This is a genomic window from Streptomyces sp. NBC_00572, assembly GCF_026341815.1.
Taxonomy (GTDB): Bacteria; Actinomycetota; Actinomycetes; order Streptomycetales; family Streptomycetaceae; genus Streptomyces.
This window is the reverse complement of sequence record NZ_JAPENX010000001.1, coordinates 5041717-5064635: the sequence shown is the minus strand read 5'-3', so window position 1 is coordinate 5064635 and position 22919 is coordinate 5041717. Positions and strand designations below refer to the sequence as shown.

At 71.8% G+C, this 22919-nt stretch carries 24 protein-coding genes, 2 tRNA genes and 1 pseudogene; 12 read left to right on the top strand and 15 right to left on the bottom strand.

Annotated features, from left to right (window positions below; all coding sequences use genetic code 11):
• Positions 1-69: 69 nt before the first annotated feature.
• Together mmuM and OG514_RS23330 are read right to left on the bottom strand one after the other, a co-directional pair.
• On the bottom strand, positions 70-1014 hold the full coding sequence (mmuM, locus tag OG514_RS23335) for a homocysteine S-methyltransferase (RefSeq protein ID WP_266897813.1): 945 nt from the start codon (positions 1012-1014) through the stop codon (positions 70-72).
• A gap of 10 nt (positions 1015-1024) precedes the next feature.
• Complete coding sequence (locus OG514_RS23330; RefSeq protein WP_266897811.1) at positions 1025-1855, bottom strand: LLM class F420-dependent oxidoreductase; 831 nt, start codon at positions 1853-1855, stop codon at positions 1025-1027.
• A 327-nt stretch (positions 1856-2182) separates the two neighbouring features.
• Here OG514_RS23330 and OG514_RS23325 point away from each other — a divergent pair, with 327 nt between their 5' ends.
• Positions 2183-2380 carry a hypothetical protein gene (locus tag OG514_RS23325; protein ID WP_266897809.1) on the top strand — a complete coding sequence of 66 codons (198 nt, stop codon included), beginning with the start codon at positions 2183-2185 and terminating at the stop codon, positions 2378-2380.
• A 1-nt stretch (position 2381) separates the two neighbouring features.
• Here the strand turns inward: OG514_RS23325 and OG514_RS23320 are convergent.
• Positions 2382-2453, bottom strand: a tRNA-Pro gene (locus OG514_RS23320).
• 205 nt (positions 2454-2658) lie between these two features.
• Between OG514_RS23320 and OG514_RS23315 the strand changes: the two genes are divergently transcribed.
• Positions 2659-2877, top strand: a complete 219-nt coding sequence (locus OG514_RS23315) for a hypothetical protein (RefSeq protein WP_266897807.1) — start codon at positions 2659-2661, stop codon at positions 2875-2877.
• A gap of 203 nt (positions 2878-3080) precedes the next feature.
• Here the strand turns inward: OG514_RS23315 and OG514_RS23310 are convergent.
• Positions 3081-3154: transfer RNA gene (locus OG514_RS23310), tRNA-Arg, on the bottom strand.
• 410 nt (positions 3155-3564) lie between these two features.
• Between OG514_RS23310 and OG514_RS23305 the strand changes: the two genes are divergently transcribed.
• Positions 3565-3810: a hypothetical protein gene (locus tag OG514_RS23305; protein ID WP_266897805.1), complete on the top strand. Its 246-nt coding sequence runs from the start codon at positions 3565-3567 to the stop codon at positions 3808-3810.
• Between the two features lie 25 nt (positions 3811-3835).
• Here the strand turns inward: OG514_RS23305 and OG514_RS23300 are convergent, their stop codons facing one another.
• The 5 genes and pseudogenes from OG514_RS23300 to OG514_RS23280 all read right to left on the bottom strand — a co-directional run bounded on the left by OG514_RS23300 (position 3836) and on the right by OG514_RS23280 (position 8326).
• Positions 3836-5236 (bottom strand): M1 family metallopeptidase, encoded by a 1401-nt coding sequence (locus tag OG514_RS23300; RefSeq protein WP_266897803.1) that lies wholly within the window; start codon positions 5234-5236, stop codon positions 3836-3838.
• 113 nt (positions 5237-5349) lie between these two features.
• A complete protein-coding gene (locus OG514_RS23295) occupies positions 5350-5835 on the bottom strand; it encodes a DUF6099 family protein (RefSeq protein ID WP_266897801.1) in 486 nt (161 codons plus the stop codon).
• A gap of 298 nt (positions 5836-6133) precedes the next feature.
• Positions 6134-6451: pseudogene (locus OG514_RS23290) on the bottom strand (nucleotide pyrophosphohydrolase); the annotation flags it as partial.
• A complete protein-coding gene (locus tag OG514_RS23285) occupies positions 6448-7839 on the bottom strand; it encodes an ATP-binding protein (RefSeq protein WP_266897799.1) in 1392 nt (463 codons plus the stop codon). The pseudogene OG514_RS23290 and the gene OG514_RS23285, both read right to left, overlap by 4 nt.
• A 55-nt stretch (positions 7840-7894) precedes the next feature.
• Positions 7895-8326 (bottom strand): cell division protein SepF, encoded by a 432-nt coding sequence (locus OG514_RS23280; protein ID WP_030322791.1) that lies wholly within the window; start codon positions 8324-8326, stop codon positions 7895-7897.
• 200 nt (positions 8327-8526) lie between these two features.
• Between OG514_RS23280 and OG514_RS23275 the strand changes: the two genes are divergently transcribed.
• Positions 8527-9012 (top strand): VOC family protein, encoded by a 486-nt coding sequence (locus OG514_RS23275; RefSeq protein ID WP_266897796.1) that lies wholly within the window; start codon positions 8527-8529, stop codon positions 9010-9012.
• Positions 9013-9128: 116 nt separating this feature from the next.
• Here OG514_RS23275 and OG514_RS23270 read toward each other — a convergent pair whose 3' ends face one another.
• Both OG514_RS23270 and OG514_RS23265 read right to left on the bottom strand, forming a co-directional pair.
• Positions 9129-10355: a PLP-dependent aminotransferase family protein gene (locus OG514_RS23270; protein WP_266897794.1), complete on the bottom strand. Its 1227-nt coding sequence runs from the start codon at positions 10353-10355 to the stop codon at positions 9129-9131.
• Between the two features lie 103 nt (positions 10356-10458).
• Positions 10459-11145 (bottom strand): GntR family transcriptional regulator, encoded by a 687-nt coding sequence (locus OG514_RS23265; protein WP_266897792.1) that lies wholly within the window; start codon positions 11143-11145, stop codon positions 10459-10461.
• Positions 11146-11365: 220 nt separating this feature from the next.
• On the opposite strand from OG514_RS23265, the gene OG514_RS23260 reads away from it, so the two are divergent.
• Together OG514_RS23260 and OG514_RS23255 are read left to right on the top strand one after the other, a co-directional pair.
• Positions 11366-12613 carry an SLC13 family permease gene (locus OG514_RS23260; protein ID WP_266897790.1) on the top strand — a complete coding sequence of 416 codons (1248 nt, stop codon included), beginning with the start codon at positions 11366-11368 and terminating at the stop codon, positions 12611-12613.
• Between the two features lie 89 nt (positions 12614-12702).
• Positions 12703-13158: a tellurite resistance TerB family protein gene (locus OG514_RS23255; RefSeq protein WP_266897788.1), complete on the top strand. Its 456-nt coding sequence runs from the start codon at positions 12703-12705 to the stop codon at positions 13156-13158.
• 82 nt (positions 13159-13240) lie between these two features.
• Here OG514_RS23255 and OG514_RS23250 read toward each other — a convergent pair whose 3' ends face one another.
• A complete protein-coding gene (locus OG514_RS23250) occupies positions 13241-14197 on the bottom strand; it encodes a M56 family metallopeptidase (RefSeq protein WP_266897786.1) in 957 nt (318 codons plus the stop codon).
• 5 nt (positions 14198-14202) lie between these two features.
• The gene (locus OG514_RS23245) at positions 14203-14607 is read right to left on the bottom strand and encodes a BlaI/MecI/CopY family transcriptional regulator (protein WP_266897784.1); all 405 of its coding nucleotides are present in this window, start codon (positions 14605-14607) and stop codon (positions 14203-14205) included.
• 176 nt (positions 14608-14783) lie between these two features.
• Here OG514_RS23245 and OG514_RS23240 point away from each other — a divergent pair, with 176 nt between their 5' ends.
• Both OG514_RS23240 and OG514_RS23235 read left to right on the top strand, forming a co-directional pair.
• Positions 14784-15302 (top strand): hypothetical protein, encoded by a 519-nt coding sequence (locus tag OG514_RS23240; protein WP_266897782.1) that lies wholly within the window; start codon positions 14784-14786, stop codon positions 15300-15302.
• Between the two features lie 90 nt (positions 15303-15392).
• Positions 15393-16811, top strand: coding sequence for a flotillin family protein (locus tag OG514_RS23235; protein WP_266897780.1), 1419 nt, complete (start codon positions 15393-15395; stop codon positions 16809-16811).
• Between the two features lie 15 nt (positions 16812-16826).
• On the opposite strand, the gene OG514_RS23230 is transcribed toward OG514_RS23235, so the two are convergent.
• Entirely contained in the window at positions 16827-18122 is a 1296-nt protein-coding gene (locus tag OG514_RS23230; protein WP_266897778.1) for a cation:proton antiporter, read from the bottom strand.
• Positions 18123-18129: 7 nt separating this feature from the next.
• Entirely contained in the window at positions 18130-18600 is a 471-nt protein-coding gene (locus OG514_RS23225) for a cation:proton antiporter regulatory subunit (protein WP_266897776.1), read from the bottom strand.
• A 234-nt stretch (positions 18601-18834) separates the two neighbouring features.
• Here OG514_RS23225 and OG514_RS23220 point away from each other — a divergent pair, with 234 nt between their 5' ends.
• From OG514_RS23220 to OG514_RS23205, 4 genes are all read left to right on the top strand, one after another.
• On the top strand, positions 18835-19785 hold the full coding sequence (locus tag OG514_RS23220; RefSeq protein ID WP_266897774.1) for a HAMP domain-containing sensor histidine kinase: 951 nt from the start codon (positions 18835-18837) through the stop codon (positions 19783-19785).
• Positions 19782-20504 (top strand): response regulator transcription factor, encoded by a 723-nt coding sequence (locus OG514_RS23215; protein WP_266897772.1) that lies wholly within the window; start codon positions 19782-19784, stop codon positions 20502-20504. The genes OG514_RS23220 and OG514_RS23215 overlap by 4 nt, the downstream gene beginning before the upstream one ends.
• Before the next feature lie 385 nt (positions 20505-20889).
• Complete coding sequence (locus OG514_RS23210; RefSeq protein ID WP_266897770.1) at positions 20890-22212, top strand: Cmx/CmrA family chloramphenicol efflux MFS transporter; 1323 nt, start codon at positions 20890-20892, stop codon at positions 22210-22212.
• Between the two features lie 88 nt (positions 22213-22300).
• Positions 22301-22903: a helix-turn-helix domain-containing protein gene (locus OG514_RS23205; RefSeq protein ID WP_266897768.1), complete on the top strand. Its 603-nt coding sequence runs from the start codon at positions 22301-22303 to the stop codon at positions 22901-22903.
• Positions 22904-22919: the final 16 nt, after the last annotated feature.

Below are 22919 nucleotides of genomic sequence, written 5' to 3'. Positions count from 1 at the left end.
CCGAGTATGGTTCGCCGCTGCCCTCCCGACCAGGCATTTTCCGCGCGCCAGGCCCACGCGGACGGAGGTTCAGTCCCCCCGGTCGGTGTGCCGGGCCGGGTCGCCGGACACGGGGGCGTCAAGGGTGGCGGCAAGGGCGGTGATCGTCTCCGGGCCGACCCGGCAGCAGCCGCCGATGAGCCGGGCGCCGGACGCGGCCCAGCCGCAGGCGCGGGACGGGTCGAAGGCGATGTCGCCGCGCCAGCCCCTCGCGCGGGCGTCCCACCGCTCGCCGCTGTTGGGGTAGACCACGGCCGGTTTCCCGGTCACGGCGGCGGCCAGCTCCACCGCGGGCCCGGCATCCGCCGGATCGCAGCAGTTGACCCCGACGGCGACGACCCGGTCGTTCCCCGCGGCCACCGCGAAGGCCTCCGCCAGGTCCTGCCCCGCCCGGGTCCGCCCGCCTTCGACGGTGTAGGAGAGCCACACGGGCACCCCGCACCCCTCCGCCGCCCGCAGCAGCGCCTCCGCCTCCTCGACGTCCGGAACGGTCTCAAGGGCCAGGACGTCCGGCTCCGCCGCCGCGAGCACCTCGATCCGGGGCTGGTGGAACACCTCCAGTTCCCGTACGGACAGCCCGTACCGTCCCCGGTACTCGCTGCCGTCCGCGAGCATCGCGCCGTACGGCCCCACGGACCCGGCGACCCACACCTCCTCCCCCACGACCGCCGCAGCGGTGCGGGCGAGCTCCACGCTCCGCGCGAGGAGCCGCGCCGCCTCCTCCCGGTCCACGCCCCGCCGGGCGAAGCCCTCGAAGGTGGCCTGGTAGCTGGAGGTGATGAGGACCCGGGCACCGGCCCGTACGTACGCCGCGTGCGCCGCCTCGATCTGCTCGGGCCCGTCGGCCAGCAGCCGCGCGGACCAGAGCGCGTCCGAGAGGTCGCAGCCCTGAGCTTCCAGCTGGTTGGAGAGCCCACCGTCGAGGACGAGCACCCCCGCGTCGAGGGCCTCGGCGAGCGTACGGACCGGCTTCATCGGATCCCCCTCATCCCAGCTGCGACTGGACCTGCGCGGAGATCAGCTCCAGGTGGTCCAGGTCGTCCAGGTCGAGGACCTGGAGGTAGACCCGGGAGGAACCGATCGCCGCGTACCGCCCGATCTTGTCGACGACCTCGGCGGGCGAACCCGCGAGACCGTTCGCCTTCAGCTCGTCCACGTCCCGCCCGATGGCGGCGGCCCGGCGGGCCACCTCTGCGTCGTCCCTGCCGACGCAGACGATCAGCGCGTTGGAGTACACCAGGTCGTCGGGCGCCCGCCCGGCCTCCTCCGCCGCGGCCCGGACCCGGCCGAACTGGCGCTCGCTGTCCTCCACGGAGGCGAACGGGATGTTGAACTCGTCCGCGTACCGCGCGGCCAGGCGAGGCGTACGGCTCGCGCCGTGCCCGCCGATCAGCACCGGGATCCGGTCCTGGGCGGGCTTGGGCAGCGCCGGGGAGTCGCTGAGCTGATAGAACTCCCCCTCGAAGCTGAAGGTCTTGCCGGTCGCGGTCTCCCACAGGCCGGTGACGATCGCCAGCTGCTCCTCCAGGCGGCCGAACCTCTCCTTCGGGAACGGAATGCCGTAGGCCTTGTGCTCCTCCTCGAACCAGCCCGCGCCGAGCCCGAGTTCGACCCGCCCGCCGGACATCCGGTCCACCCGGGCGACCTGGATCGCGAGCACACCCGGGAGCCGGAAGGTCCCGGCCGTCATCAAAGTGCCGAGGCGCATCCGCTTGGTCTCCCGGGCGAGCCCGGCCAGGGTGATCCAGGCGTCCGTCGGTCCGGGCAACCCGTCGGCGGAACCCATGCTGAGGTAGTGGTCGGAACGGAAGAACATAGCACGTTGCCACCTAGCTTGCATACGTGGCCTGACCTGCGGATACCTTCATCGTGGCACGAAGAAGCCCCGGCCGCCCTCCACAGGGGAAGAGGACGACCGGGGCCGGCAGGGTCAGGCACGCTGGAGCTCCGGCAGCACGCCGCGCGCCTCCTTCATTGAGGACCTCGTGGTCGAGAATCCGCGTCGCCCGGGGTCGTCGTCAGAGAGACGCCGCCGCGGGTCGGGGTGTTCAGCGGGACGTTCACTCGGGGCATGTCGGCTCCTAGTCGCCTGTATGGCCCGGGTCAGCGTGCGGGCCGCTCTCACGCGTCGCGCGGTGGGGTCATGAGTGACCCGCATGTCGTCGTCTACCCGCCCGACGAGGACGGGGGCCGTCGTGTGCGCATCGACGGCGAAATCTCGGGGATGGCGTTCTCGCTAACCGATGTCGTCGAGTTCCTCCGTCGCGCCGGGTGGCTCGACACCGAGACATGGCCGCCGATCGAGTGGCGCGGGGGCGGGCCTGAAGTGTGGGGTCACTGAGTCGGAACGGCAGGGATCGAACCTGCGGCCTCCCGCTCCCAAAGCGGGCGCTCTACCGCTGAACTACGTTCCGTTGCAAGAGCGTTAGTGCTGCTATCCTGGCGGGGCCTGTCTACCCGTTGGAGTGAATGTGTCGGCTCTTTTGTGCGCGGGGCGACCGTCGACCGAACGGTCCCAGGCTCCTTAGAGCCTGTCGCGCGCCTCATCAGATCCACGGCAACGGCCTCACGCCGTACCGCGATCTGACGTGTTCGCAGACGACGCAGGAGGACAGCTTCATGACTACCACGCAGGCGACGCCGCAGACGTGCGCTCACCCGGGCCGCGATCTGGCGATCGTGGGTCTCAGTGCCGCGCTCGTCGGGCTCCTCGCCTTCACGGTGGTAACGCTGCTTAACGCAACTCCGCTCGCCGCTCTGGCGGCCGGAGGTACGACGCTCGGCGTTGCCGCAATGGGCGGGCTCGGTGTGCTCAGCCACCTGAAGCGCAGCCACTAGCAACGCACGAAGGGGCGGCCTCATCACGAGGTCGCCCCTTCGTCGTGTCACCCGCCGTCAGGGCCCATCCGGACGTCACGCGGGCTGCGCCGATTCTTGCGGGCCCTAGGTGCCCGCCCACCTCGAATACACGCCAGGGTGGGTGTCGCTGTGGCATGCCTCCCGGCTGTGGGCGTCGAGGCAGGGGCTACACAGCAACTCTGTGGTCCCGGGAGGATTCGAACCCCCAGCCTCCGGCTCCGTAGGCCGGCGCTCTGTCCAGTTGAGCTACGAGACCGTGACTTCGGCCGGCTGTACCGGGTGCCCCCGGGAAGACGACCGTCCGGCCTTCCGGACCGTGAGGCCCGGGTGTTGGCAGCCGCGGACCTCGTCCCGCTACCTCTGGCGCCCGGATCATGGCCCCGTTGCCGGCACCCCGAACACGTCAGCTTGTTGGACGCCGCGCTACCTGCACCGTCGGGTGCGTGTCAACCTCTCCGTCAGCTCCTTGTGCGCCCCGGCCCGGTCGGGTGAATATCCCGCCCCCCGGCGGGCCGCGTCCGCCCGGCCAGTGACCGGGGCCCGGCGCCCGTCGTTGGCTCGGGCGGAGCCGGACCGCCCGGCCCGCGCGCCGGCGGCCGCTGCCGGTGCGTCGCTCTCTCTCGCGGCCCCGTCCTCGGCGGCGGGGTCCGGGCCGAGGAGGCCCCCATGTCCCAGGAAGCCGCGCCGGAGCAGGCCGTCCCCCAGCAGCCGGTGCCGCAATCCGTGCCCGAGCAGAAGGGCGCCGGTGCCCCCAAGGGCCTGCTCCAGCAGATGGAGGAACTGATGGCGGCGCTCTCCGCCGACCTGACCCAGCTGGACGCCGACCTCCAGTCCACGTCCGACCGCCTCGACCCGGACCGTGCCGGTCCGGGCCGTGCCGACCGCGACGGGCACGAGCCCCACCAGCTCTAGGGGCCGTCCGGCCCCGGCCGGGCGCTCAGTGGATCCTGTGCTCCGTCCAGAACGGGCCGAGGTCCTTCGCCGTCGCTGCCTGTGCCGCGCGCTTGAAGTCCGCGGTGGTGGCGACACCCAGCCAGTGGTCCCGCACGTAGCCGCGCAGCATGCGCGCCATCGCGGGGCCGCCCAGGGCACGTTCCAGATCGTGCAGGGCGCAGGAGCCACGTCTGTAGACGACCGCGCCGTACTCCGAACGGTGACCGTCCGCGTAGTAGGCCATGGACCGGGTGAGGGCGGCCTCGTCGCCGGGCCACTGCCCCTGGTCCTCCCAGCAGGTGGCGGTGTCCTCCCGGTAGTACAGCAGCGTCGCGTACTGGGCGAAGGACTCGTCCAGCCAGGGCGCGGCGAACTGGTCGTTTCCGACGATGCCGTAGAACCACTGGTGGGCTATCTCGTGGACGGCGCCCGACTCCTCCGGTTCGGTCCACAGCAGGACGAGGCCCGGGAACTCCATGCTGCCGAAGTCGTCGAGGTGGTCGCTCATGACGAGGTCGAGCTCTCCGTACGGGTAGCGCCCGAACCGCTTCCCGAACTCGTCGACGGAGCCGGCGCCCTCCCGCAGAGCCTTCGCGATGCCCTCGGGGGACGTGGTGGCGGTCCAGTACGCGTTCAGCCGGATCCCGCCGGGACTGGTCACCGTCTTCGAACCGAAGGGACCCGCCGCCCACGCGAAGTCCCGCACCCCGCGCGCGACACTGGTGCTGATCGTGCGGCCGGGTGCGCCCGCGCGCCGGGTGGTGGTGCCCGTCGCGGGCACGACGAGCGTGCCGGGGTGGTCGAGGACGACCCGGAAGTCACCGGTCAGGGTGTGGAAGCTCTCGCCGAAGCCGACGTCCGGGTCGAGGCGCCGGCCCTGCGCGTCGCGCACGGCGAGCAGGGGCAGCGCGTTGCCCAGGTAGCGGTACGCGCCGTCCTTGCCGAAGCGGTGGACCCGGTCCGGGACGCTGATCGCGACGTCGAAGGAGACGCTCGCCCGCGCCCCGTACGGCAGCGGCGCGGGCAGGTCGATCCGCAGCGCGGTGCAGTCCACGTCGAGCGGTCGCGGGGTGCCTCCGGCGACCCCGCCCACCCGGACCGGGGACGGGCTGCCGGGGGCTCCGCAGCCCTCGGCGCCGTTGCCCCACAGCCGCACGTCGACCGAACTCAGCGGAGTGCGGGAGGCGTTGCGGAAGGACACCGTCTGGCGACCGGTCCAGCGCGAGCCGTCGTCGTCGGCACGCAGCACCACGTCGTACGAAGGCCGGTCCGGTGTCGCCACCCGCACAGGGGCCGCCGAGTCCGCGGGTTCCACGGGGTCCTGCGCCATGGCTGCCTGGGGAACCAGCAACAGGGCGGCCACGAGGGCGAGCAACGGCGCCCGCCAAAACCTGAGCGAGGTCATGACAGCCACGCTAGAACGCCCCCGCACCCGGACGGGAGAGTTCCGACGGGGGACTCGCAGGCGGGTGATCCCCAGGCGGAGGGCTTCTGGACGCACCGAGCGCCACACGCCGTTCACCAGCGGCCCCGGCCGGGGCCCGCGCGGCCCCGGGCGGGGTCGGGCGGGCGGGCCCGCTCCCCGTCCCGCACGGCCAGGCGCCGCAGCATCCCGCGGACCCGGTCGCTCGACTCGTCGGCGGCGTCGATGGCCTCGATGCACTGCCAGTAGAGCCCCTCGTCATCCGTGGCACAGGCCACGCCGACCAGCGCGATGCCGACCTCCCCGAGCAGCTCCCCGAGCGCGGTCAACGCCCCCCGCGGGTCCGCCACTTCGGTCAGCTGGGCCGCACGCGGCCCAGCGGCGCCCCACGCCGGGTACTCCCCGATCTCGCTCAGCCCCCGCGCCTCGCCACGCAACTCCTGCGGCCCGCAGAGCGCCAGATGGTTCCCTATCGCCTGCGCGAGCGCCTGCGCCTGCCAGGCCTCCGCCACGATGTCCTGCGCCGTCCCGCTCTCGGCCAGCCCGTGCCGGCCAAGCGCGATGAGTCGCTCCGCTTCCATCAACGTCGCCCCCGTTCGTACGACTTATCTGCCCACTCAGTCCACTACCCAGAGTGAGGCGGCCTGAGCCCCAACAGCAGGGGAATTCGGAAATCTGTGGACAGGAGGCTCGACGGGGAAAAGTCGATCACTCCGAAGAGTGACGATCCTTGATCGAATCCCCTTCTTTCCCCTCTCCGCCCCCGTCTCCGCCTCCCCCTCCGCCCCCTTCTCCAGCCGGCCCTTCGCCCAGCCGTTCGTCTCGCTCTCCGCCCAGTCCTTCGCCCAGCCCGTCGCCTCGCTCTCCGCCCCGCCCCCGAGCGGGAAATCGGACCTCGTTCCGGTCGATCTTGGCCGCGAGCGCGGCCAGCGGATCGACCCCGAGCACCTCGCAGAACTGGAGGAGATAAGCGAGCACGTCCGCCACCTCGTCGGCGACGCGGTGCGCCGACTCGGGGTCGTCCATCACCCGCTCCGCCTGCTCGGGGGTCAACCACTGGAAAATCTCCAGGAGTTCGGCCGCCTCCACGCTGAGCGCCGCCGCCAGGTTCTTGGGCGTGTGGTAGGGCTGCCAGTCGCGGGAGGCCGCGAATTCGGCCAGCCTGCGCTGCAGTCCCGCTACGTCGTTGTCCGTCACGTGCCCAGGTCTACCACCGTCACCCCGGGCATCCGTCGCGCCTGCGCCGCCGTCCGGTCCCCGACCGCGCCGGCGACCCGGATGTGTCCGTCGGCGGCGATGCCCGTGGCGAGACCGAGCAGTTCGCCCACCTGCCGTGCGTCGAGGTCGCGGTCGAGGCCGTCGGCGAGCAGCGTCAGGGACTGCATGGCGTCGGGCACCTCGGCGATCCGGTCCATCTCCAGGACGCCGGGGCCCGTGAGCAGGGTGAGCGCGAGCGCCAGATAGCGCAGTTCCCCGTCCCCGAGCCGCCCGAGCGGCGTCGCGGGCCTGCCGCCCCGTTCGAGGACCGCCCGGACCGCGCCCTCCGGGAGTTCCTGCACGCCGAGCCCGGTGACGGGTCCCGAGCAGCCCGCTCCCGCGACGGCCGCGAGGCGGTGGTGACGGCGCGGGCAGTCCGTATGGGTGCGGTGCAGGACTTCGGCGAGGTTGCCGCAGCCGCGCCGCAGCCGCCCCTCGCCCGGCGGTACGGGAGCCCGCATGCCCTCGGGCCTGGGGTCGCAGGCGAAGGCGGACCGCAGTCCGATCACGACCTGCTCGGCGGCGGCCAGGACCTCCAGTTGCCCGGGCGTCTTGCCCGCGACGCGCAGCGGCAGCAGCGCCGTACCGAGGAGGTCGTCGGGGAACGGTGCCCGTGTGACGGGGGTGGTGCCGGCCGTGTGCCACTCGGCCTGGACGGTGGTGCGGCCCGGATCGCGCAGCGCGGTGGCGAGGAGGGTGCGGCCGCGCCCGGTGAGCCGCTCGCCGACGATACGGAGCCGGGGTTCGGCCTGCACGGCGAGGTCCAGGTGGACGGGGCCTTCGGGTCCGTCGACCGTGCACCCGATGCGAAACCCGCGCCTGCCCTGGGCGTCGGGCCGGGCCCGCTCGGGGACGCAGTCGACGGCATCGGGAAACACCTCGTCGAGCGTGTCACCGGCACCGAGCCGGGCCAGCGCCTCGTACGCCCGCAGGGTGGTGGACTTGCCGCTGCCGCTGGGCCCGGCGAAGAGGGTGACGGGGCCCAGCGCGTGCACGGCGGAACGGTGACCCGCGAAAGCGGAGAGCCGCAGCTCGGTGACGGCGGGCCGCTTCCGGAGTCCCCTGCCCCCTCCCCCACCGGCGGATCCGCCCTCGGCGAGCCGCGCGGACCCGCCTTCCGCCCGACGCTCGGCCCCACCCTGCGACGGCAGCCGGGGCGGGGCCCCCGCCGAGGCGGCTCCGGAAGCAGCTCCGACGGAAGGAGCCCGGGTGGACGAAGCACAGGTGGTCGAAGCGCGGGTGGACGGAGCCCCGATGCGAGGAGCGCCGGAGGAAGGAGCAGCTGTGGAGGAGGAATGGTCGAGCGTGAAGCCGCCGGTGAGATCCATGATCGGACCGTACGCAGGTCATTCCCTGACGAACCGTTACGGCTAGATGACCTTCCTACGATCGGGGGACGCCGGCGGTCCGGCCGCCCACGACACCCTCCTCGTCCTCGCCCTCCGCACCCTCGACCTCCGTACCGGCCGGGGCGAGAAGAAAAACGTTCCGGTCGACGCGGTGCATCCCGCTGCCGAGACCGAAGACCACACCACTGCTGAAGTCGAGGATGCGCTTGGCGACCTCGGTGTCGGCGCTCGTCAGATCGAGGAGCACCGGGATCTGGGCGATCAGGTACTCGGCGACCTCACGGGCGTCGGCGAACACCTGCACGCGGAGCACGACCATGCGGCGCTGCTCGGCGGATTCGTACTGCTCGGGGATCGTGCGGTGGTCGACCCTGGACGGCCATTCGTCACGGCCGCGCAGGGGCACGACCTGGGCGAGGCCCTCCCACTGCTCGTCGGTGACGTCGTACCTCTCGTACCTACTCATGGGCACATCCTCCCGCTCCTCACCCGTTCGGCCCAACAACGACACGAGGTGATGGGCCGGTGCGGGGTCCAGGACGGTTCGAATGCCGAACGAGGCCCGTCCAGGACACGAATCGGCCTAGATCGGGACTAGCGTCGTCATCACCCAGAGGCATCCGAAGAGGCACTCGCAGAGGCACTCACACCCCAGGAGGCGGCCAGATGTCCGTGAATCCCGTTCCCCAGGGCTATCACACGGTGACGCCGTGGATCATCTCCCGCGACACCGTGGCGCTCATCGACTTCCTGAAGAGGGCCTTCGGTGCGGAGGAGCTCGCATGTATGGCCGACGAGGAAGGAGCCGTCCAGCACGCGGAGGTCCGGATCGGCGACTCGGTGGTGATGATGTTCGACGCGCGGCCGGAGTGGCCGCCGACCCCGGGCTTCCTCCGGCTCTACGTCGAGGACGCCGACGCCACGCACCGGCAGGCCGTCGCGGCCGGCGGCACCTCGGTCACCGAGGTCACCCACCTGTTCTTCGGCGACCGGGTCGGGCGGGTGCGCGACCCGCTGGGCAATCTGTACTGGATCCAGACCCGTGTGGAGGACCTGAGCCCGGAGGAGATGGAACGCCGCCTCGGCGAACCGGAGTTCACCAAGGCGATGGAGTACGTCCAGAGCGCCGACTTCTTCCCTGGCCGGACGTGACCGACCAGGGCTCGGGCGGTCAGGGCTCGACCGACCAGGGCTCGGGCGGTCGCGGCTCGGGCGGCCAGGGCGCGCCGCAGTCCCACGGCGTGAAGCCCGCCCCTTTCCGTGCGGCCTCAGGCGAAGCTCTTGGCCAGCCTGCGCAGGCCTTCCCTGATCTCGTCGGCCGAGTGGGTGGTGAACGAGAGCCGCATCGCGCCCGGGTCCGGCTCGCCGCAGAAGAACGGCGCCCCCGGCACGTACGCCACCTCGTGGCCGACCGCGGTCTTCAGGAGGGCCGTCGCGTCATGGCCGGCGGGCAGGGTCACCCAGATGAACATGCCGCCCTCCGGCCGGTTCCAGCGGCTGCCCTCCGGCAGCGCGGCCGACAGGCCTCCGAGCATCGCGTCCCGGCGCTCGTGGTACGCCGCCCGCATCACCGCGACGTGCGCGTCGAGGTCGCTGTCGCGCAGATACCGCGCGGCCGCGGCCTGGTCGATGGTCGAGGTGTGCAGGTCGGCGGCCTGCTTGGCGATCACGCAGGCGCGGCGCAGCCCGGCGGGCGCGCGCAGGTAGCCGAGCCGGAGGCCGGGGGCCATCACCTTGGAGAAGGAGCCGAGCAGCACGGTGCGGTCGGCGGCCGCGGGGTCGGCGGCGATCCAGGGGACGCGCTCGCCGTCGTACCGCAGCTCGCCGTACGGGTCGTCCTCGACGATCCAGAATCCGAGCCGCGCGGCGGACTCGGCGACGGCGGTGCGGCGCTCGACGGGAAGGGTGCGGCCCGTGGGGTTCTGGAAGGTGGGCACGAGGTAGAGCAGGGTCGGCTTCTCGCGCGCCGCGATCTCGTCGAGGGCCTCCGGGATGATGCCCTGGTCGTCGGTGGGCACGGGAACGACCCGCGCGCCGGCGAAGCCGAAGGTCTGGAGGGCCGCGAGGTAACAGGGGTCCTCGACGAGCACGACGGCACCCGGTTCGACGAGCGCGGTGGTGAGGAGCGTGAGGGCCTGCTGCGAGCCCGTCGTGATGAGCAAGTCGTCGGCTTCGGTGGACAGTTCGCGTGCGGTCAGCCGGGCCGCGACGGCGGTGCGCAGCTCCGGGTCGCCCTCGGTCGTCGAGTACTGGAGCGCGTACTGCGGGTTGTCCGCCAGGACGCCGTCGTACGCCGCCCGGATGCCCGCGACGTCGAACAGCTCGGGAGCGGGCAGGCCGCCGGCGAAGGAGATCACCTCGGGCCGTGCGGTCAGCGCCAGGATCTCCCGTACCGGCGACGAACCGACATTGGCCAGCCGGGACGCGGTGGCCGGCGTGGGCGCGGAGGAGACGGAAGCTGCGGCGTTCGCGGGCACGGAGGCGGCAGAAAGCATGGGTGTCAGCATATAGAGGTTCAAGACGCTGTCCAGGTGCTCGAACCCCGGTGGCAGCGCGCCCAGTTGGCACCTGTCGAGGCATCCGCCCGACCCTTCGGCCCTACGCGCGTCCGACCGGTTCGTCGCGGGCGTCGGCCCACAGCGACCGTACGTGGCCGAGGTGACGCACCATGCACGCCTCGGCGCCCCGCGCGTCGCCGGCGATCATCAGGTCGAGGAGTTCCAGGTGCTCCTCGGCGGAGGAGACGAGCCTGCCCGCCTCGTCCAGGCCGGTCAGGCCGTAGAGACGGGAGCGCTTGCGCAGCTCCCCCACCGTCTCGACCAGACGGTCGTTGCCGGAGAGGGCGAGCAGCGCGAGGTGGAAGCGGCGGTCCGCCTCCAGATAGCCGATGAGGTCGTGCTCCCGGGCGCACGAGACGATTTCCTCGGCGACCGGCCGCAGCGCCTCCAGCTGCTCCCGGTCGGCCTTCCTCGTGATGCGGCCGATGGTGGGCACCTCGATGAGGGTGCGCAGCTCGGTGAACTGGTCGAGGTCCCGTTCGCTGACCTCGGTGATGCGGAAGCCCTTGTTTCGGACAGGTTCGACCAGTCCCTCCCGGGCCAGATCGAGCATGGCCTCGCGGACCGGGGTCGCGGAGACGCCGAGGTCGCTCGCGAGACCAGGGGCCGAGTAGACCTGGCCGGGCCGCAGTTCGCCGGCGATCAGGGCCGCGCGGAGGGCGTGCCCGACCTGGTCGCGGAGCCGCTCCTGCGCTCTGACGAGGCCGTACTGCTTCAGGTCACCCATCGTGCGCCCTCCGAGAAGTCACGGAGGAGCATCGTACAATGTCACGTTGCTCTTTCCGGGTCTGCGCGTGGTCCTCGATGTACGGGCCGACGCGTGGTCCTCGACGTCGTGGGCGCCGTACACGGAGACGCCGGGCAGGACCCGGGACCGGGGGATGCCGAGGGCCCGGCGGAGGCACCCCCTGGAGGGGCCACTCCAGGCGACCCGGATCATCGAACACATGCTCGTTGCGTCCGTGTCCCTGCTCGCCCTGGCCGTGGTGCTGATCTGCGCCGTCGTCCGCCCGTTCCGCCTGCCCGAGGCGGCCTTCGCCGTACCGGCCGCCGGCGCCGTCCTGGCCGTGGGTGCGATCACACCCGAGGCCGTGCGCGAGGAGGCGGAACGGCTGGGACCGGTGATCGGCTTCCTCGCGGCCGTCCTCGTCCTCGCCAAGCTCTGCGACGACGAAGGGCTCTTCCACGCCTGCGGCACCTGGATGGCCCGTTGGTCCCGCCGCCGCCCGCAGCGACTGCTCGGCGCCGTCTTCGCCCTCGCCTCACTGATCACCGCCGCGCTGAGCCTGGACGCGACGGTCGTCCTGCTCACCCCGGTGGTCTTCGCGACCGCCACCCGCATGGGAGCCCGCCCCGGACCCCACGCCTACGCGAGCGCCCACCTCTCCAACACGGCCTCGCTGCTCCTGCCGGTCTCGAACCTCACGAACCTGCTCGCGTTCACGGCCACCGGGCTCGGCTTCACCCGGTTCGCGCTGCTGATGCTGCTCCCCTGGCTGACCGCGATCGCGGTCGAGTACGTCGTCTTCCGCCGCTTCTTCGCGCGCGACCTCGCCGCCCCGGCGACCCCCACCGAACCGTCGGCGCCCGTCGCGCTCCCCCTCTTCGCCCTGCTCACCGTGGCCGCGACGCTCGGCGGCTTCGCCCTCGCCTCCGCGACCGGCGTGGACCCGGCGTGGGCGGCCGCGGCGGGCGCCACCGTCCTGGCCGTACGGGCCCTGGCCGGCCGCCGCACCAGCCCACGCGCGCTCGTGCGTTCGGCGTCGCTGCCGTTCCTCGCGTTCGTGCTGGCCCTCGGGGTCGTCGTCCGGGCCGTCGTCGACAACGGCCTCGGCGACGCCCTCGCCCACGTCCTCCCCGACGGCACCTCACTGCCGGCCCTGCTCGGCATCGCCGCCATTGCTGCGGTCCTGGCCAACCTCATCAACAACCTCCCCGCGACCCTGGCCCTGGCCCCCCTCGCGGCGGCCTCGGGCCCGGGCGCGGTGCTCGCCGTGCTGCTCGGGGTGAACATCGGCCCCAACCTCACGTACGCAGGGTCCCTCGCCACCCTCCTCTGGCGCCGCATCGCCCAGGACCACGACCACCCGGTCGCCCTCGGGGAGTTCACCCGTCTCGGACTCCTGACGGTCCCGGCCACCCTCGCCGCCTCGACGGTGGCCCTGTGGGCCTCGCTCCAGCTGTTCGGCATCTGACGGCGCGGTCGCCTCTCAAGTCCCGGGAACTCCACGCCCCACTGCTACGTTCTACAAGACCGTAGAAGTAATCGACGTCTGGAGAGCTCATGGCCCTGTGGGACCGCTTCAAGGAATCCGCATCGACGATGCAGACCCAGCTGATGGCGAAGAAGAACGACCTGAAGAGCGGCGCGTTCCGCGACGCGAGCATGGCCATGTGCGCACTGGTCGCCGCCGCCGACGGGACGATCGACCCCGCCGAGCGCCGCCGGGTCGCCCAGCTCATCTCGACCAACGAAGTGCTGCAGAACTTCGACGCGATCGATCTGCAGCGCCGCTTCGACGACAACCTGAACAAGCTGACCGCCGACTTCGACTTCGGCAAGGTCAGCGTGTTGCAGGAGATCGCCAAGGCCAAGAAGAAGCCGGCCGAGGCGCGCGCCGTCATCCAGATCGGCATCGTCATCGGCGGCGCCGACGGCGACTTCGACAAGACGGAGCAGGCCGTGGTCCGCGAGGCGTGCTTCACCCTCGACCTGCCGCCCCACGAGTTCGACCTCTAGAACTCGCCCTGGAGTTGTCCAGGAGTCGCGTGGGACTCGTCCAAGGCTCGTCCCAGGACTCGTCCAGGGCAACGCCGCCGGGCTACACCGGTGCGGCGACCCCGCGCAGTACCAGGAACAGCGTGACCGCCGAGTTGGCCGAGGACAGTGCCGACACCGTCGTACCGAAGGCGGCGCCCCAGGCGGCGAGTCCGACGGCGGTTCCGACCGGCGGCCACGCGCGACCCACCGGGGCCGGGCGCATCAGGGCCGCGACCCGTCGGGGCACCGGGCCGGCGCCCGCGCCCGTCAGGGCGGGGAGTGTGGCGGCCGGGGCGCGCGGCGCGAGAAGAGCCGCCTTGCCGATCGCGCGGGCGACGGAGCGACGGCTGCCGACCTCGGCGGCCGCCTCCTCGTCGGCCCAGCGTTCGGCGGTGTACGAGACGGCGGTACGCAGTGGGCGCAGGAACGGGTTCGCGCGCGCCGCGAGATGGACCGTCAGGAGATGGCGGTGGTGACGCCCGGCCAGGTGGGCCCGCTCGTGGGCGAAGAGGGCCCGGCGCTCGGCGGAGGTGAGGCCGGTCAGCATTCCGGTACTGACGACGACCCGCCCCGGCGCCCGCCCGCGCCCCCGCCCGCCGGGGAGTGCGTACGCGTAGGGGGTGCGGTCCGGCAGTACCGCGACGGACGTCGGCGGCAGCCCGACGAGTGCGCCCGCGACCCGTCGGCGTACCCGCAGCTGACGCCAGGCCGCCGCGCCGCACGAGACGAGGACGGCGAGCAGCACCGGGATCGCCGCACGGCCGGCGATCTCGTCGTACGGGAGGGCCGCGCGCACGTCGGGGTCCGACCAGCTGTCGGGGAGCGGGTTGCCGGGCAGTTGCGCGGTGCCCACGATCATGAGCAGGCCGAGGCAGAGGGTGCTGCAGACGGCGGAGACACCGGCGACGGCGGCGAGCAGACGCGTCGCGGTACGGGGGTGGAGCCGCTGTTCCGCGAGGCGGGCGACCGGCCACGCGGTGAGCGGAAGGACGAGGGGAAGGAAGACGAAGACTCCCATGGCGGCTAGCCTTCCTCCTCCTCGGCGGCCTTGGAGAGCAGTTCACGAAGGAGTCGCTCTTCGTTCGGCGAGAGCCCGGTGACGAAACTGGCGAGGACCGCCTGGCGGTCGGCCTCCGCGTCCAGCACCTTCCGCATCCGCAGGGCGGCGAGCCCCGCCTCGTCGGCGACCGCCGTCCACCGGAAGGAGCGGCCGACGCGCTCGCGCTCGACGGCGCCCTTCGCCCGGAGGCGGGTGAGGATGGTGATGACGGTGGTGTAGGCGAGAGCACCCCCGAGGCGTTCCCGTACCCACGCCACGGGCACGGGCTCGGACGCCTCGCGCAGCACGGCGAGCACCTGGGACTCCAGTTCTCCCTGGCCACGCCTGCGCGGGGAGGGCTCCGCCGCGCCCTCGCTCCGGTCCGTCACGTCGCCCTCCTCCACGTAAGAACAGCAGCCCATCGTACTGAACGGCGGGAGCCCCATCGATGGCCAATGGGTGCTGACACCCATGTCCTACACGCTGCTTACATGGAACAATTCAGAAATAGAGGGGGATCGAGGGGGAGCAAGGACGACAAGGGGCGAGCAAGGGGGATCGGCGCATGGAATGGTTTCTGGGATTCGGCATCGCGGGACTTGCCGTCCTGGCGCTCTCCCTCGTCCTCGACGGCTTCTTGGACGGCGTCCTGGACGGCATCCCGGAAAGTCTCGGCGGCGGCCTCGACGGATTCCTTTCGCTCCCGGTGATCGCCGGATTCGTGTCGGCGCTCGGATTCACGGGCGCGATCGCGACGGGCGCGGCCGGCGCCGGAGCGGTCGTCGCGACCCTCACGGGCATCGCCGCGGGCGCCCTGGTGGGCTGGCTGACCTGGCGGTTCAGCCGGGCGCTGCTCCGGGACGGAGGAGCGCCCGCACCGCGGGGCGAGGACCTGACGGGCACATCGGGCGCGGTCGTCACGGCGATTCCCGCCGGGGGCTACGGCGAGGTCCTGCTGTATCTCGCCGGCCAGCCGGTGAAATACGCGGCGAAGGCGGCCGCTCCGGTCGAGCGGGGTGCCGAGGTGTGGGTGGAGTCGGTGCTGTCACCGACGTCGGTCACGGTCCGCCCCGTAGAGCGCTGACCTTCCCACCGCTCGACCAACTCTCTTCATTCATTGACCCGTTCATCGACCCGTTCATCGATCCGTTCATTCAATTCGAGGGATTTCCGCATGAGCCCTGTCCTGACCGCTGTCGTGGGAATAGTCGTCCTCGTCGTCCTGCTCGGCCTCGTCGTCGTCACGCGCTACAAGGTGGCCGGCCCCAGCGAGGCGTTCATCATCACCGGCCGGCGCGGCAAGAAGGCCACCGACCCGGCCACGGGGCGGGTGTTCACCGACAACAGCGGCCAGAAGGTCGTGGTCGGTGGCGGTGTGTTCGTCGTCCCGTTCGTGCAGCAGAAGTTCACGCTCGACCTCTCCAGCCGTCACATCCCCGTCGCGGTCCGCGGCGCGGTCACCCTGCGCGGTGTGAAGGCCAACCTCGAAGGTGTCGCGATCGTCAAGGTCGGCGGCACCGAGGACTCGATTCGGGCGGCCGCGCAGCGGTTCCTGATGCAGCAGAACGGCATCGTCGGCTTCACCCAGGAGGTGCTGTCGGGCGCGCTGCGTTCCATCGTGGGACGGATGTCGGTCGAGGACATCATCCGGGACCGGGCCGCGTTCGCCGGGCAGGTCGCCGAGGAGGCGGAGGCCAGTCTCTCCGGGCAGGGCCTGGTCCTGGACGCCTTCCAGATCCAGGACATCACCACCGAGGGCTCGTACCTCGAAGACCTCGGCCGTCCCGAGGCCGCGCGTGCCAAGCAGGAGGCGGACATCGCCGAGGCCGTCGCACGCCGCGCCTCCGAAGAGGCGCGGCTGAAGGCGGAGGAGGAGATCGCGATCGCCCAGCGGACCCTCTACCTGAAGCAGGCCGAGATCAAGGCGCAGACGGACGAGGCCGCCGCCCAGGCGAACGCCGCAGGCCCGCTCGCCGAGGCCGCCCGCCAGCAGGACATCCTGACGGAGCAGGAGAAGGTCGCCGCGCGCCAGGCCGAGCTGACCGACCGCCAGCTCGACACCCAGGTCCGCAAGCCCGCCGACGCCGCCCGCTACCAGGCCGAGCAGGAGGCCGAGGCCCGCCGTATCGCCCTGGTCAAGGAGGCCGAGGCGGACGCGCAGCGGGCCAGGCTCACCGGTGAGGGCGAGAAGGCCCACCGCGCGGCCCTGGCCGACGCCGTACGCATCGAAGGCGAGGCCCAGGCCGCGGCGATCGCCGCGAAGGGCTCCGCCGAAGCCGAAGCCATGCAGAAGAAGGCCGACGCCTTCGCCCGGTACGGGGACGCGGCCGTCCTCCAGATGCTCGTCGAAGTCCTGCCCCAGGTCGTGGCCAAGGCGTCCGAGCCGCTGTCGGCCGTAGAGAAGATGACGGTCATCTCGACGGACGGGGCGAGCCGGTTGACCCGTACCGTCACGGACAACGTCGCCCAGGGCATGGAACTCCTGTCGTCCACGACCGGGGTGGACCTCGCCCAGCTCCTCCAGGGCATCACGCAGAAGGGGAAGCCGCGGCAGGAGGAGCCGCAGCGGGAGTCGGTCGAGATCGCGGACTGAGAAGGACCGCGTCAGTCACACACGGTCGGACGCCGATTCGTTTCCGGGCTCGGACACACGGGCGGACGCCGATTCGGTACCGGGCTCCGGCACACGTACGGGCACGGCCTCGGGCCCGGGTACGGCGGCCCCTCCCCCGCCCGGGGGCACAGGGGTCCGCCGACGGGTGAGGTAGGTGGCGATCGGCTCGGTGTAGCGAGCCGTGAGCGGGCCGATCACGACGAGGATGAGCACATAGGCGGTGGCGAAGGGCCCGAGTTGGGGCTGCACCCCGGCGGTGACGGCGAGCCCGGCGATGACGATGGAGAACTCGCCGCGCGCCACCAGGGTGCCGCCCGCCCGCCAGCGGCCCTTGACCCCGATCCCGGCGCGGCGCGCGGCCCAGTGACCGGTGGCGATCTTGGTCAGCGCGGTGACGACGGCCAGGGCGAAGGCCGGGAGGAGCACCGGCGGGATGCTCGCGGGGTCGGTGTGCAGTCCGAAGAAGACGAAGAAGACCGCCGCGAAGAGGTCGCGCAGGGGGCTCAGCAGGGCGTGGGCGCCGTCGGCGACCTCCCCGGAGAGGGCGATGCCGACGAGGAACGCGCCGACGGCCGCGGAGACCTGGAGCTGCTGGGCGACGCCCGCGACGAGCAGCGTCAGACCGAGGACGACGAGGAGCAGCTTCTCGGGGTCGTCGCTGGAGACGAACCGCGAGATGAGCCGTCCGTAGCGGACGGCGACGAAGAGGACGGCGCCGGCCACGCCCAGGGCGATGGCGAGCGTGGCGCTGCCGGCCGCGAGGCCGACCCCGGCGAGCAGGGCCGTGATGATGGGCAGGTAGACGGCCATGGCGAGGTCTTCGAGGACCAGGATGCTGAGGATGACCGGTGTCTCACGGTTGCCGAGGCGCCCGAGGTCGCCGAGGACCTTGGCGATGACGCCGGACGAGGAGATCCAGGTGACGCCCGCCAGGACGACGGCGGCGACGGGTCCCCAGCCGAGGAGCAGCGCGGCGGCGGCGCCGGGCAGCGCGTTGAGGGCGAAGTCGACGAGTCCGGCGGGGTACTGGGTCTTGAGGTTGGAGACGAGATCGCTCGCGGTGTACTCGAGACCGAGCATGAGGAGCAGGAGAATCACCCCGATCTCGGCACCGATGGCGACGAACTCCTCGCTGGTGCCGAGCGGCAGCAGGCCGCCCTTGCCGAAGGCGAGCCCGGCGAGGAGGTAGAGGGGTATCGGGGAGAAGCTGAACCGGCCGGCGAGGCGTCCGAGCAGGCCGAGTCCGAGGATGATGGCGCCGAATTCGATCAGGAAGACCGCGGAGTGCACGCCGCCCTCACTCCCGACCGAGGATCGCGGCGGCCGCGTCGACGCCCTCGCGGGTGCCGATGACGATGAGCGTGTCGCCGCCGGCGAGCCGGAAGGCGGGCGTCGGGGACGGTATCGCCCCGGAGCGGCGCAGTACGGCGACGATGGAGGCCCCGGCCTCGGTGCGCATCCGCGTCTCGCCGAGCAGGCGCCCGTTCCAGTGCGAGTGGGCCGACAGTTCGATGCGTTCGGCGACGAGCCCCAGGTCGGTGGTGTGCAGGACGTTGGGGCTGTGGTGGGCGGGGAGCAGCGCGTCGATCAGTGAGGCGGTCTCCGCCTCGGTGAGGTGCAGCGACTGCGCGCACGCGTCGGGGTCGTCGCCCCGGTACACGTTCACGGTCCGGGTCCCGTCGCGGTGCGCGATGACCGACAGCTGGCGGTGCTCCCGGGTGGTGAAGTCGTACTGGACTCCGATGCCGGGCAGGGGTGTCGTTCTCATCCGCGGAGCAGGCAAGGGCCCGTCCCTCCTGTTGTCATGTCAAAGGGTGATCAGGTCGGTGGTCGGGGGCCATGGTGCCACCCGCGAGGAGCCCCGGAACATGGGTGTCGGCACGGATGGACAAGCCACCGGAAACTGGTCAGGATGAGGCGGGGACATGGATCCCGCCGCAGGTCAGAGGCCCGGAGCCAGGTAGTGGGAGCCGGGGGCGACAAGAGGGAGAGAGCCGCAACAGTGTCGCTGTACTGGCGCATCTTCCTTCTCAACGCCTCGGTGCTGATCGTCGCCGTCCTCCTCCTCTTCGGCCCGGTGACGGTCTCCACCCCCGTACTCCTCGGCGAGGCGATCGTGCTCGTGGCCGGTCTGGTCGCGATGCTCCTCGCGAACGCGCTCCTGCTCCGGCTCGGCCTGGCACCGCTCCAGCGCCTCACCCGGGCGATGCGGACGGCGGACCTGCTGAGGCCGGGCCGCCGGGCCGAGGTGGCGGGGCGCGGCGAGATCGCGGACCTGACGCGTACGTTCAACACGATGCTGGACCGACTCGAAGCCGAACGGGCCGTGAGCACCGCCCGGGTCCTCTCGGCGCAGGAGGAGGAGCGGCAGCGGATCGCGCAGGAGCTGCACGACGAGGTCGGGCAGACCCTCACTGCGGTGCTCCTCCAGCTGAAGCACGCCGCGAACCACGCTCCGGACGAGCTGCGGACGGAACTCCACCAGGCGCAGGAGACGACCCGGACGAGCCTGGACGAGATCCGCCGCATCGCCCGCCGACTGCGCCCGGGGGTCCTGGAGGAGCTGGGCCTGCACAGCGCGCTCAGGTCGCTGGCCTCGGAGTTCTCGACGCGGGGCCTGACCGTACGGCCCCACATCGAGTCCGGGCTCCCGAAACTCGACCACGAGACGGAGCTGGTGCTCTACCGGGTGGCGCAGGAGGGCCTCACCAACACGGCCCGGCACGCGGCGGCGACACACGTGGATCTACGTCTCCGCCGACTCCCCCACGGCGGGATCGGCCTCCTGGTCAAGGACGACGGCCTGGGAATCGGCCGGGCGCCGGACGGCGCGGGCCTGAGCGGGATGAGGGAGCGCGCGCTGCTGATCGGCGCGGAACTGACGATCCGCGAAGGCGAAGGCGGCGGCACGGAAGTCCACCTGAACACCAAGCGCGACAAGGCGATGTCATGACGGGCCCGACCACCGAACCGACCACACCCACGCCACGTCCCGCCCCCACACCCGCACCCACCCCTGCTCCCACTCCCACGCGCATCCTGCTGGCGGACGACCACGCGCTCGTCCGCGGAGGAGTCCGCCTCATCCTGGACGCGGAACCGGACCTGACGGTGGTGGCAGAGGCGGCGGACGGCGCGGAAGCGGTGGCGCTGGCCCGCTCGGAACGGATCGACCTGGCGGTCCTGGACATCTCGATGCCCCGCAGGACGGGCCTCCAGGCGGCCCGCGAACTCAGCCGCCTCCAGCCGGAGCTGAGGATCCTGATCCTCACGATGTACGACAACGAGCAGTACTTCTTCGAGGCGCTGAAGGCCGGCGCGAGCGGCTACGTCCTGAAGTCGGTGGCCGACCGCGACCTGGTGGAAGCATGCCGGGCGGCGGTACGCGACGAGCCCTTCATCTACCCCGGCGCGGAAACAGCTCTGATCCGCACGTACCTCGACCGAGCGGAACAGGGCAGGCCGCTCCCGGACAAGGCCGTCACGGAACGCGAGGAGGAGATCCTCAAACTGGTGGCGGAGGGCCACAGCTCCAAGGAGATCGGCGACCTCCTCGTCATCAGCCCGAAGACGGTGGAACGCCACCGCGCCAACCTCCTCCAGAAACTGGGCATGCGAGACCGCCTGGAGCTCACGCGCTACGCGATCCGGGTGGGGCTGATCGAGCCGTAGACGGGCTCAACCTCCGTACCCAGGTCGCACGTCCCACGTCCTTCGCCCCATGTCCCACGTCCTTCGTCCGTCGTCCTTCGTCCGTCGTCCCTCGTCCTTCGCCCTTCGTCCTTCGTCCTTCGTCCTGCATCCTGCGTTCCGTGTCCCGGTTTCGGCAACAAATATTGTCCCCACAGGACTCCCGGTTCGAGCATGAGGGCACCGGTGATCACCACGATCCGGCAGACCGACGAGGCCGGCATATCAGCGCGCATCCGCCCTGAGCCGTATGCCCGACCGTGAGAACGAGGAGCCCGCCCATGCGTTCGACCACCCCTGGGCCAGTGCGCAGCGTCACCCCGGAACCCGTCGCGCAACCCGCACGGCAGGCGGGAGGTGGCCTCCGATGAGCGTCCGAACGGAACCGATCGAGCCGACCGAACCGCAGGAGACCACCACCCCACCGCAGGAGACCACCCCACCGCGGGAAACCACCGAACTGCGGGAAACCACCGAACTGCGGGAAACCACCGCACCCAAGGGCGGCGGGAGGCTACCGCTCCCCGTCTACCTGCTCGCGTTCAGCCTGTTCGCGATGGGGAGCGCCGAGTTCCTGCTCGCCGGCGTCCTCCCGGACATCGCCGACGACCTCGACATCTCGCTGTCCTCCGCGGGTGCCCTCATCTCGGCCTTCGCCATCGGCGTGGTGATCGGCGGTCCGCCGCTCGCGGTGCTGACGCTGCGCTGGCCGCGCCGCACGACCCTGGTGATCTCGCAGGCCGTGTTCGCCGCCGGGGTGGCCGTCGGACTGTTGACCGACGACTTCACCGTGCTCCTCGTCACCCGCTTCCTGATCGGCCTGGCGTACGCCGGTTTCTGGGCGGTCGCCGCGGTCACCGCGATCTCCCTCGTCACGCCCGACCGCACCGCCCGGGCCTCCGGCGTAGTGGTCAGCGGTCTCAGCGTCGCCATGGTCGCGGGCGGTCCGGCCGGCGCCTTCCTCAGCCACTTCACCGGCTGGAAGGGCGGCTTCTGGGCGGTGGTCGCGCTCACCGTGCTCAGCGTGATCGCCACGATCGTCGCCGTGCCCGCCACCAAGGCGGCTCAAGAGCCCAGCGTGAAGCGCGAACTGCGGACGATGCGGCAGCCGCAGCTGTGGGCGGTGTACGCCGCGACGCTGCTCAGCACCGCCGCGTACATGATCTCGTACAACTACCTCGCGGCCTTCCTCACGGACATCACGGGTGTCGACTCCGTGTGGGTGCCCGGCATCCTCGTCCTCTTCGGTATCGGGGCCTTCATCGGCCTCTCCGTCGGGGGCCGGATCGCCGATGGGCGCCCCCACCACGCCCTGCTCATCGGGGCCGGCGGGATCCTGGTCTGCTCCGTTCTGCTCGCTCTCCTGGCCGATCACGCCGTGGCCGTCGTCCCTCTGGTGCTGGTCCTGGGCGTCGCGGGTTTCGTCCTCAACCCGGCTGTCTACGGGCGGGTGTTCACCGTGGCGGCAGGCGCGCCCACGCTCGCCGGGGCCACCGCCGTCTCCATGTTCCAACTCGGCATCAGTGTGGTCCCCGTCCTCGCGGGCGTCGCGCTCGGCGCCGGCGCCGGCCTCACCGCGATCCCCTGGCTGGGCGCGGCCCTGGCCGCCCTCACCGTCCCGGCAGTCCTGGCCGACCGAACGATGACCCGCAACCGGGCAATGCCGATCCCCGAGCCGACGGACGACTGACGACTGACCCAGCGTCATGGCCGCCCTGACGAGTCCGAAAACAGCACCTCTCGTTGCACACTCCACAGCGACTGCATGTAATAACGGTGTGGAGCAGCCCTCGTCCATCGCCCAGGCCCTGTCCGCCGTAGGCCCCCGACTCAAGCGGCTGCGCACCGCTCGCGGTGTCACCCTCGCCGCGCTGTCGGAGGTCACCGGCATCTCCAAGAGCACCCTCTCCCGCCTGGAGGCCGGCCGGCGCCGCCCCAGCCTGGAGCTGCTGCTGCCCATCGCGCAGGCCCACCAGGTACCGATCGACGAACTGGTCGGCGCCCCCGAGGTGGGCGACCCGAGGGTCCGGCTCAAACCGCACGCGGTGAACGGCAACACCGTGCTGCCGCTCACCCGACAGCCCGGCCCGCTGCAGAGCTACAAGATGGTGCTGCCGGCGAGCCGCGACACCCCGGAACTCTGCACCCACGAGGGATACGAGTGGCTGTACGTGCTCTCCGGACGGCTCCGGATCGTGCTCGCCGACCACGACATCGTCCTCGACCCGGGCGAGGTGGCGGAGTTCGACACCCGGCTGCCGCACTGGTTCGGCAGCACGGGGCAGGGCCCGGTCGAAGTACTCAGCCTCTTCGGCCGCCAGGGCGAACGAATGCACGTCCGCGCCCGCCCCGACCGCCGAACGCCCGCCTCCGACGACTGAGGCCGGAGACGGGCGC

Coding starts and splice junctions, on each gene's coding strand:
- mmuM (WP_266897813.1), bottom strand. CDS start 1,014: ATGAAGCCGGTCCGTACGCTCGCCGAGGCCCTCGACGCGGGGGTGCTC.
- OG514_RS23330 (WP_266897811.1), bottom strand. CDS start 1,855: ATGTTCTTCCGTTCCGACCACTACCTCAGCATGGGTTCCGCCGACGGG.
- OG514_RS23325 (WP_266897809.1), top strand. CDS start 2,183: ATGAGTGACCCGCATGTCGTCGTCTACCCGCCCGACGAGGACGGGGGC.
- OG514_RS23315 (WP_266897807.1), top strand. CDS start 2,659: ATGACTACCACGCAGGCGACGCCGCAGACGTGCGCTCACCCGGGCCGC.
- OG514_RS23305 (WP_266897805.1), top strand. CDS start 3,565: ATGTCCCAGGAAGCCGCGCCGGAGCAGGCCGTCCCCCAGCAGCCGGTG.
- OG514_RS23300 (WP_266897803.1), bottom strand. CDS start 5,236: ATGACCTCGCTCAGGTTTTGGCGGGCGCCGTTGCTCGCCCTCGTGGCC.
- OG514_RS23295 (WP_266897801.1), bottom strand. CDS start 5,835: ATGGAAGCGGAGCGACTCATCGCGCTTGGCCGGCACGGGCTGGCCGAG.
- OG514_RS23285 (WP_266897799.1), bottom strand. CDS start 7,839: ATGGATCTCACCGGCGGCTTCACGCTCGACCATTCCTCCTCCACAGCT.
- OG514_RS23280 (WP_030322791.1), bottom strand. CDS start 8,326: ATGAGTAGGTACGAGAGGTACGACGTCACCGACGAGCAGTGGGAGGGC.
- OG514_RS23275 (WP_266897796.1), top strand. CDS start 8,527: ATGTCCGTGAATCCCGTTCCCCAGGGCTATCACACGGTGACGCCGTGG.
- OG514_RS23270 (WP_266897794.1), bottom strand. CDS start 10,355: ATGCTTTCTGCCGCCTCCGTGCCCGCGAACGCCGCAGCTTCCGTCTCC.
- OG514_RS23265 (WP_266897792.1), bottom strand. CDS start 11,145: ATGGGTGACCTGAAGCAGTACGGCCTCGTCAGAGCGCAGGAGCGGCTC.
- OG514_RS23260 (WP_266897790.1), top strand. CDS start 11,366: ATGCTCGTTGCGTCCGTGTCCCTGCTCGCCCTGGCCGTGGTGCTGATC.
- OG514_RS23255 (WP_266897788.1), top strand. CDS start 12,703: ATGGCCCTGTGGGACCGCTTCAAGGAATCCGCATCGACGATGCAGACC.
- OG514_RS23250 (WP_266897786.1), bottom strand. CDS start 14,197: ATGGGAGTCTTCGTCTTCCTTCCCCTCGTCCTTCCGCTCACCGCGTGG.
- OG514_RS23240 (WP_266897782.1), top strand. CDS start 14,784: ATGGAATGGTTTCTGGGATTCGGCATCGCGGGACTTGCCGTCCTGGCG.
- OG514_RS23235 (WP_266897780.1), top strand. CDS start 15,393: ATGAGCCCTGTCCTGACCGCTGTCGTGGGAATAGTCGTCCTCGTCGTC.
- OG514_RS23225 (WP_266897776.1), bottom strand. CDS start 18,600: ATGAGAACGACACCCCTGCCCGGCATCGGAGTCCAGTACGACTTCACC.
- OG514_RS23215 (WP_266897772.1), top strand. CDS start 19,782: ATGACGGGCCCGACCACCGAACCGACCACACCCACGCCACGTCCCGCC.
- OG514_RS23210 (WP_266897770.1), top strand. CDS start 20,890: ATGAGCGTCCGAACGGAACCGATCGAGCCGACCGAACCGCAGGAGACC.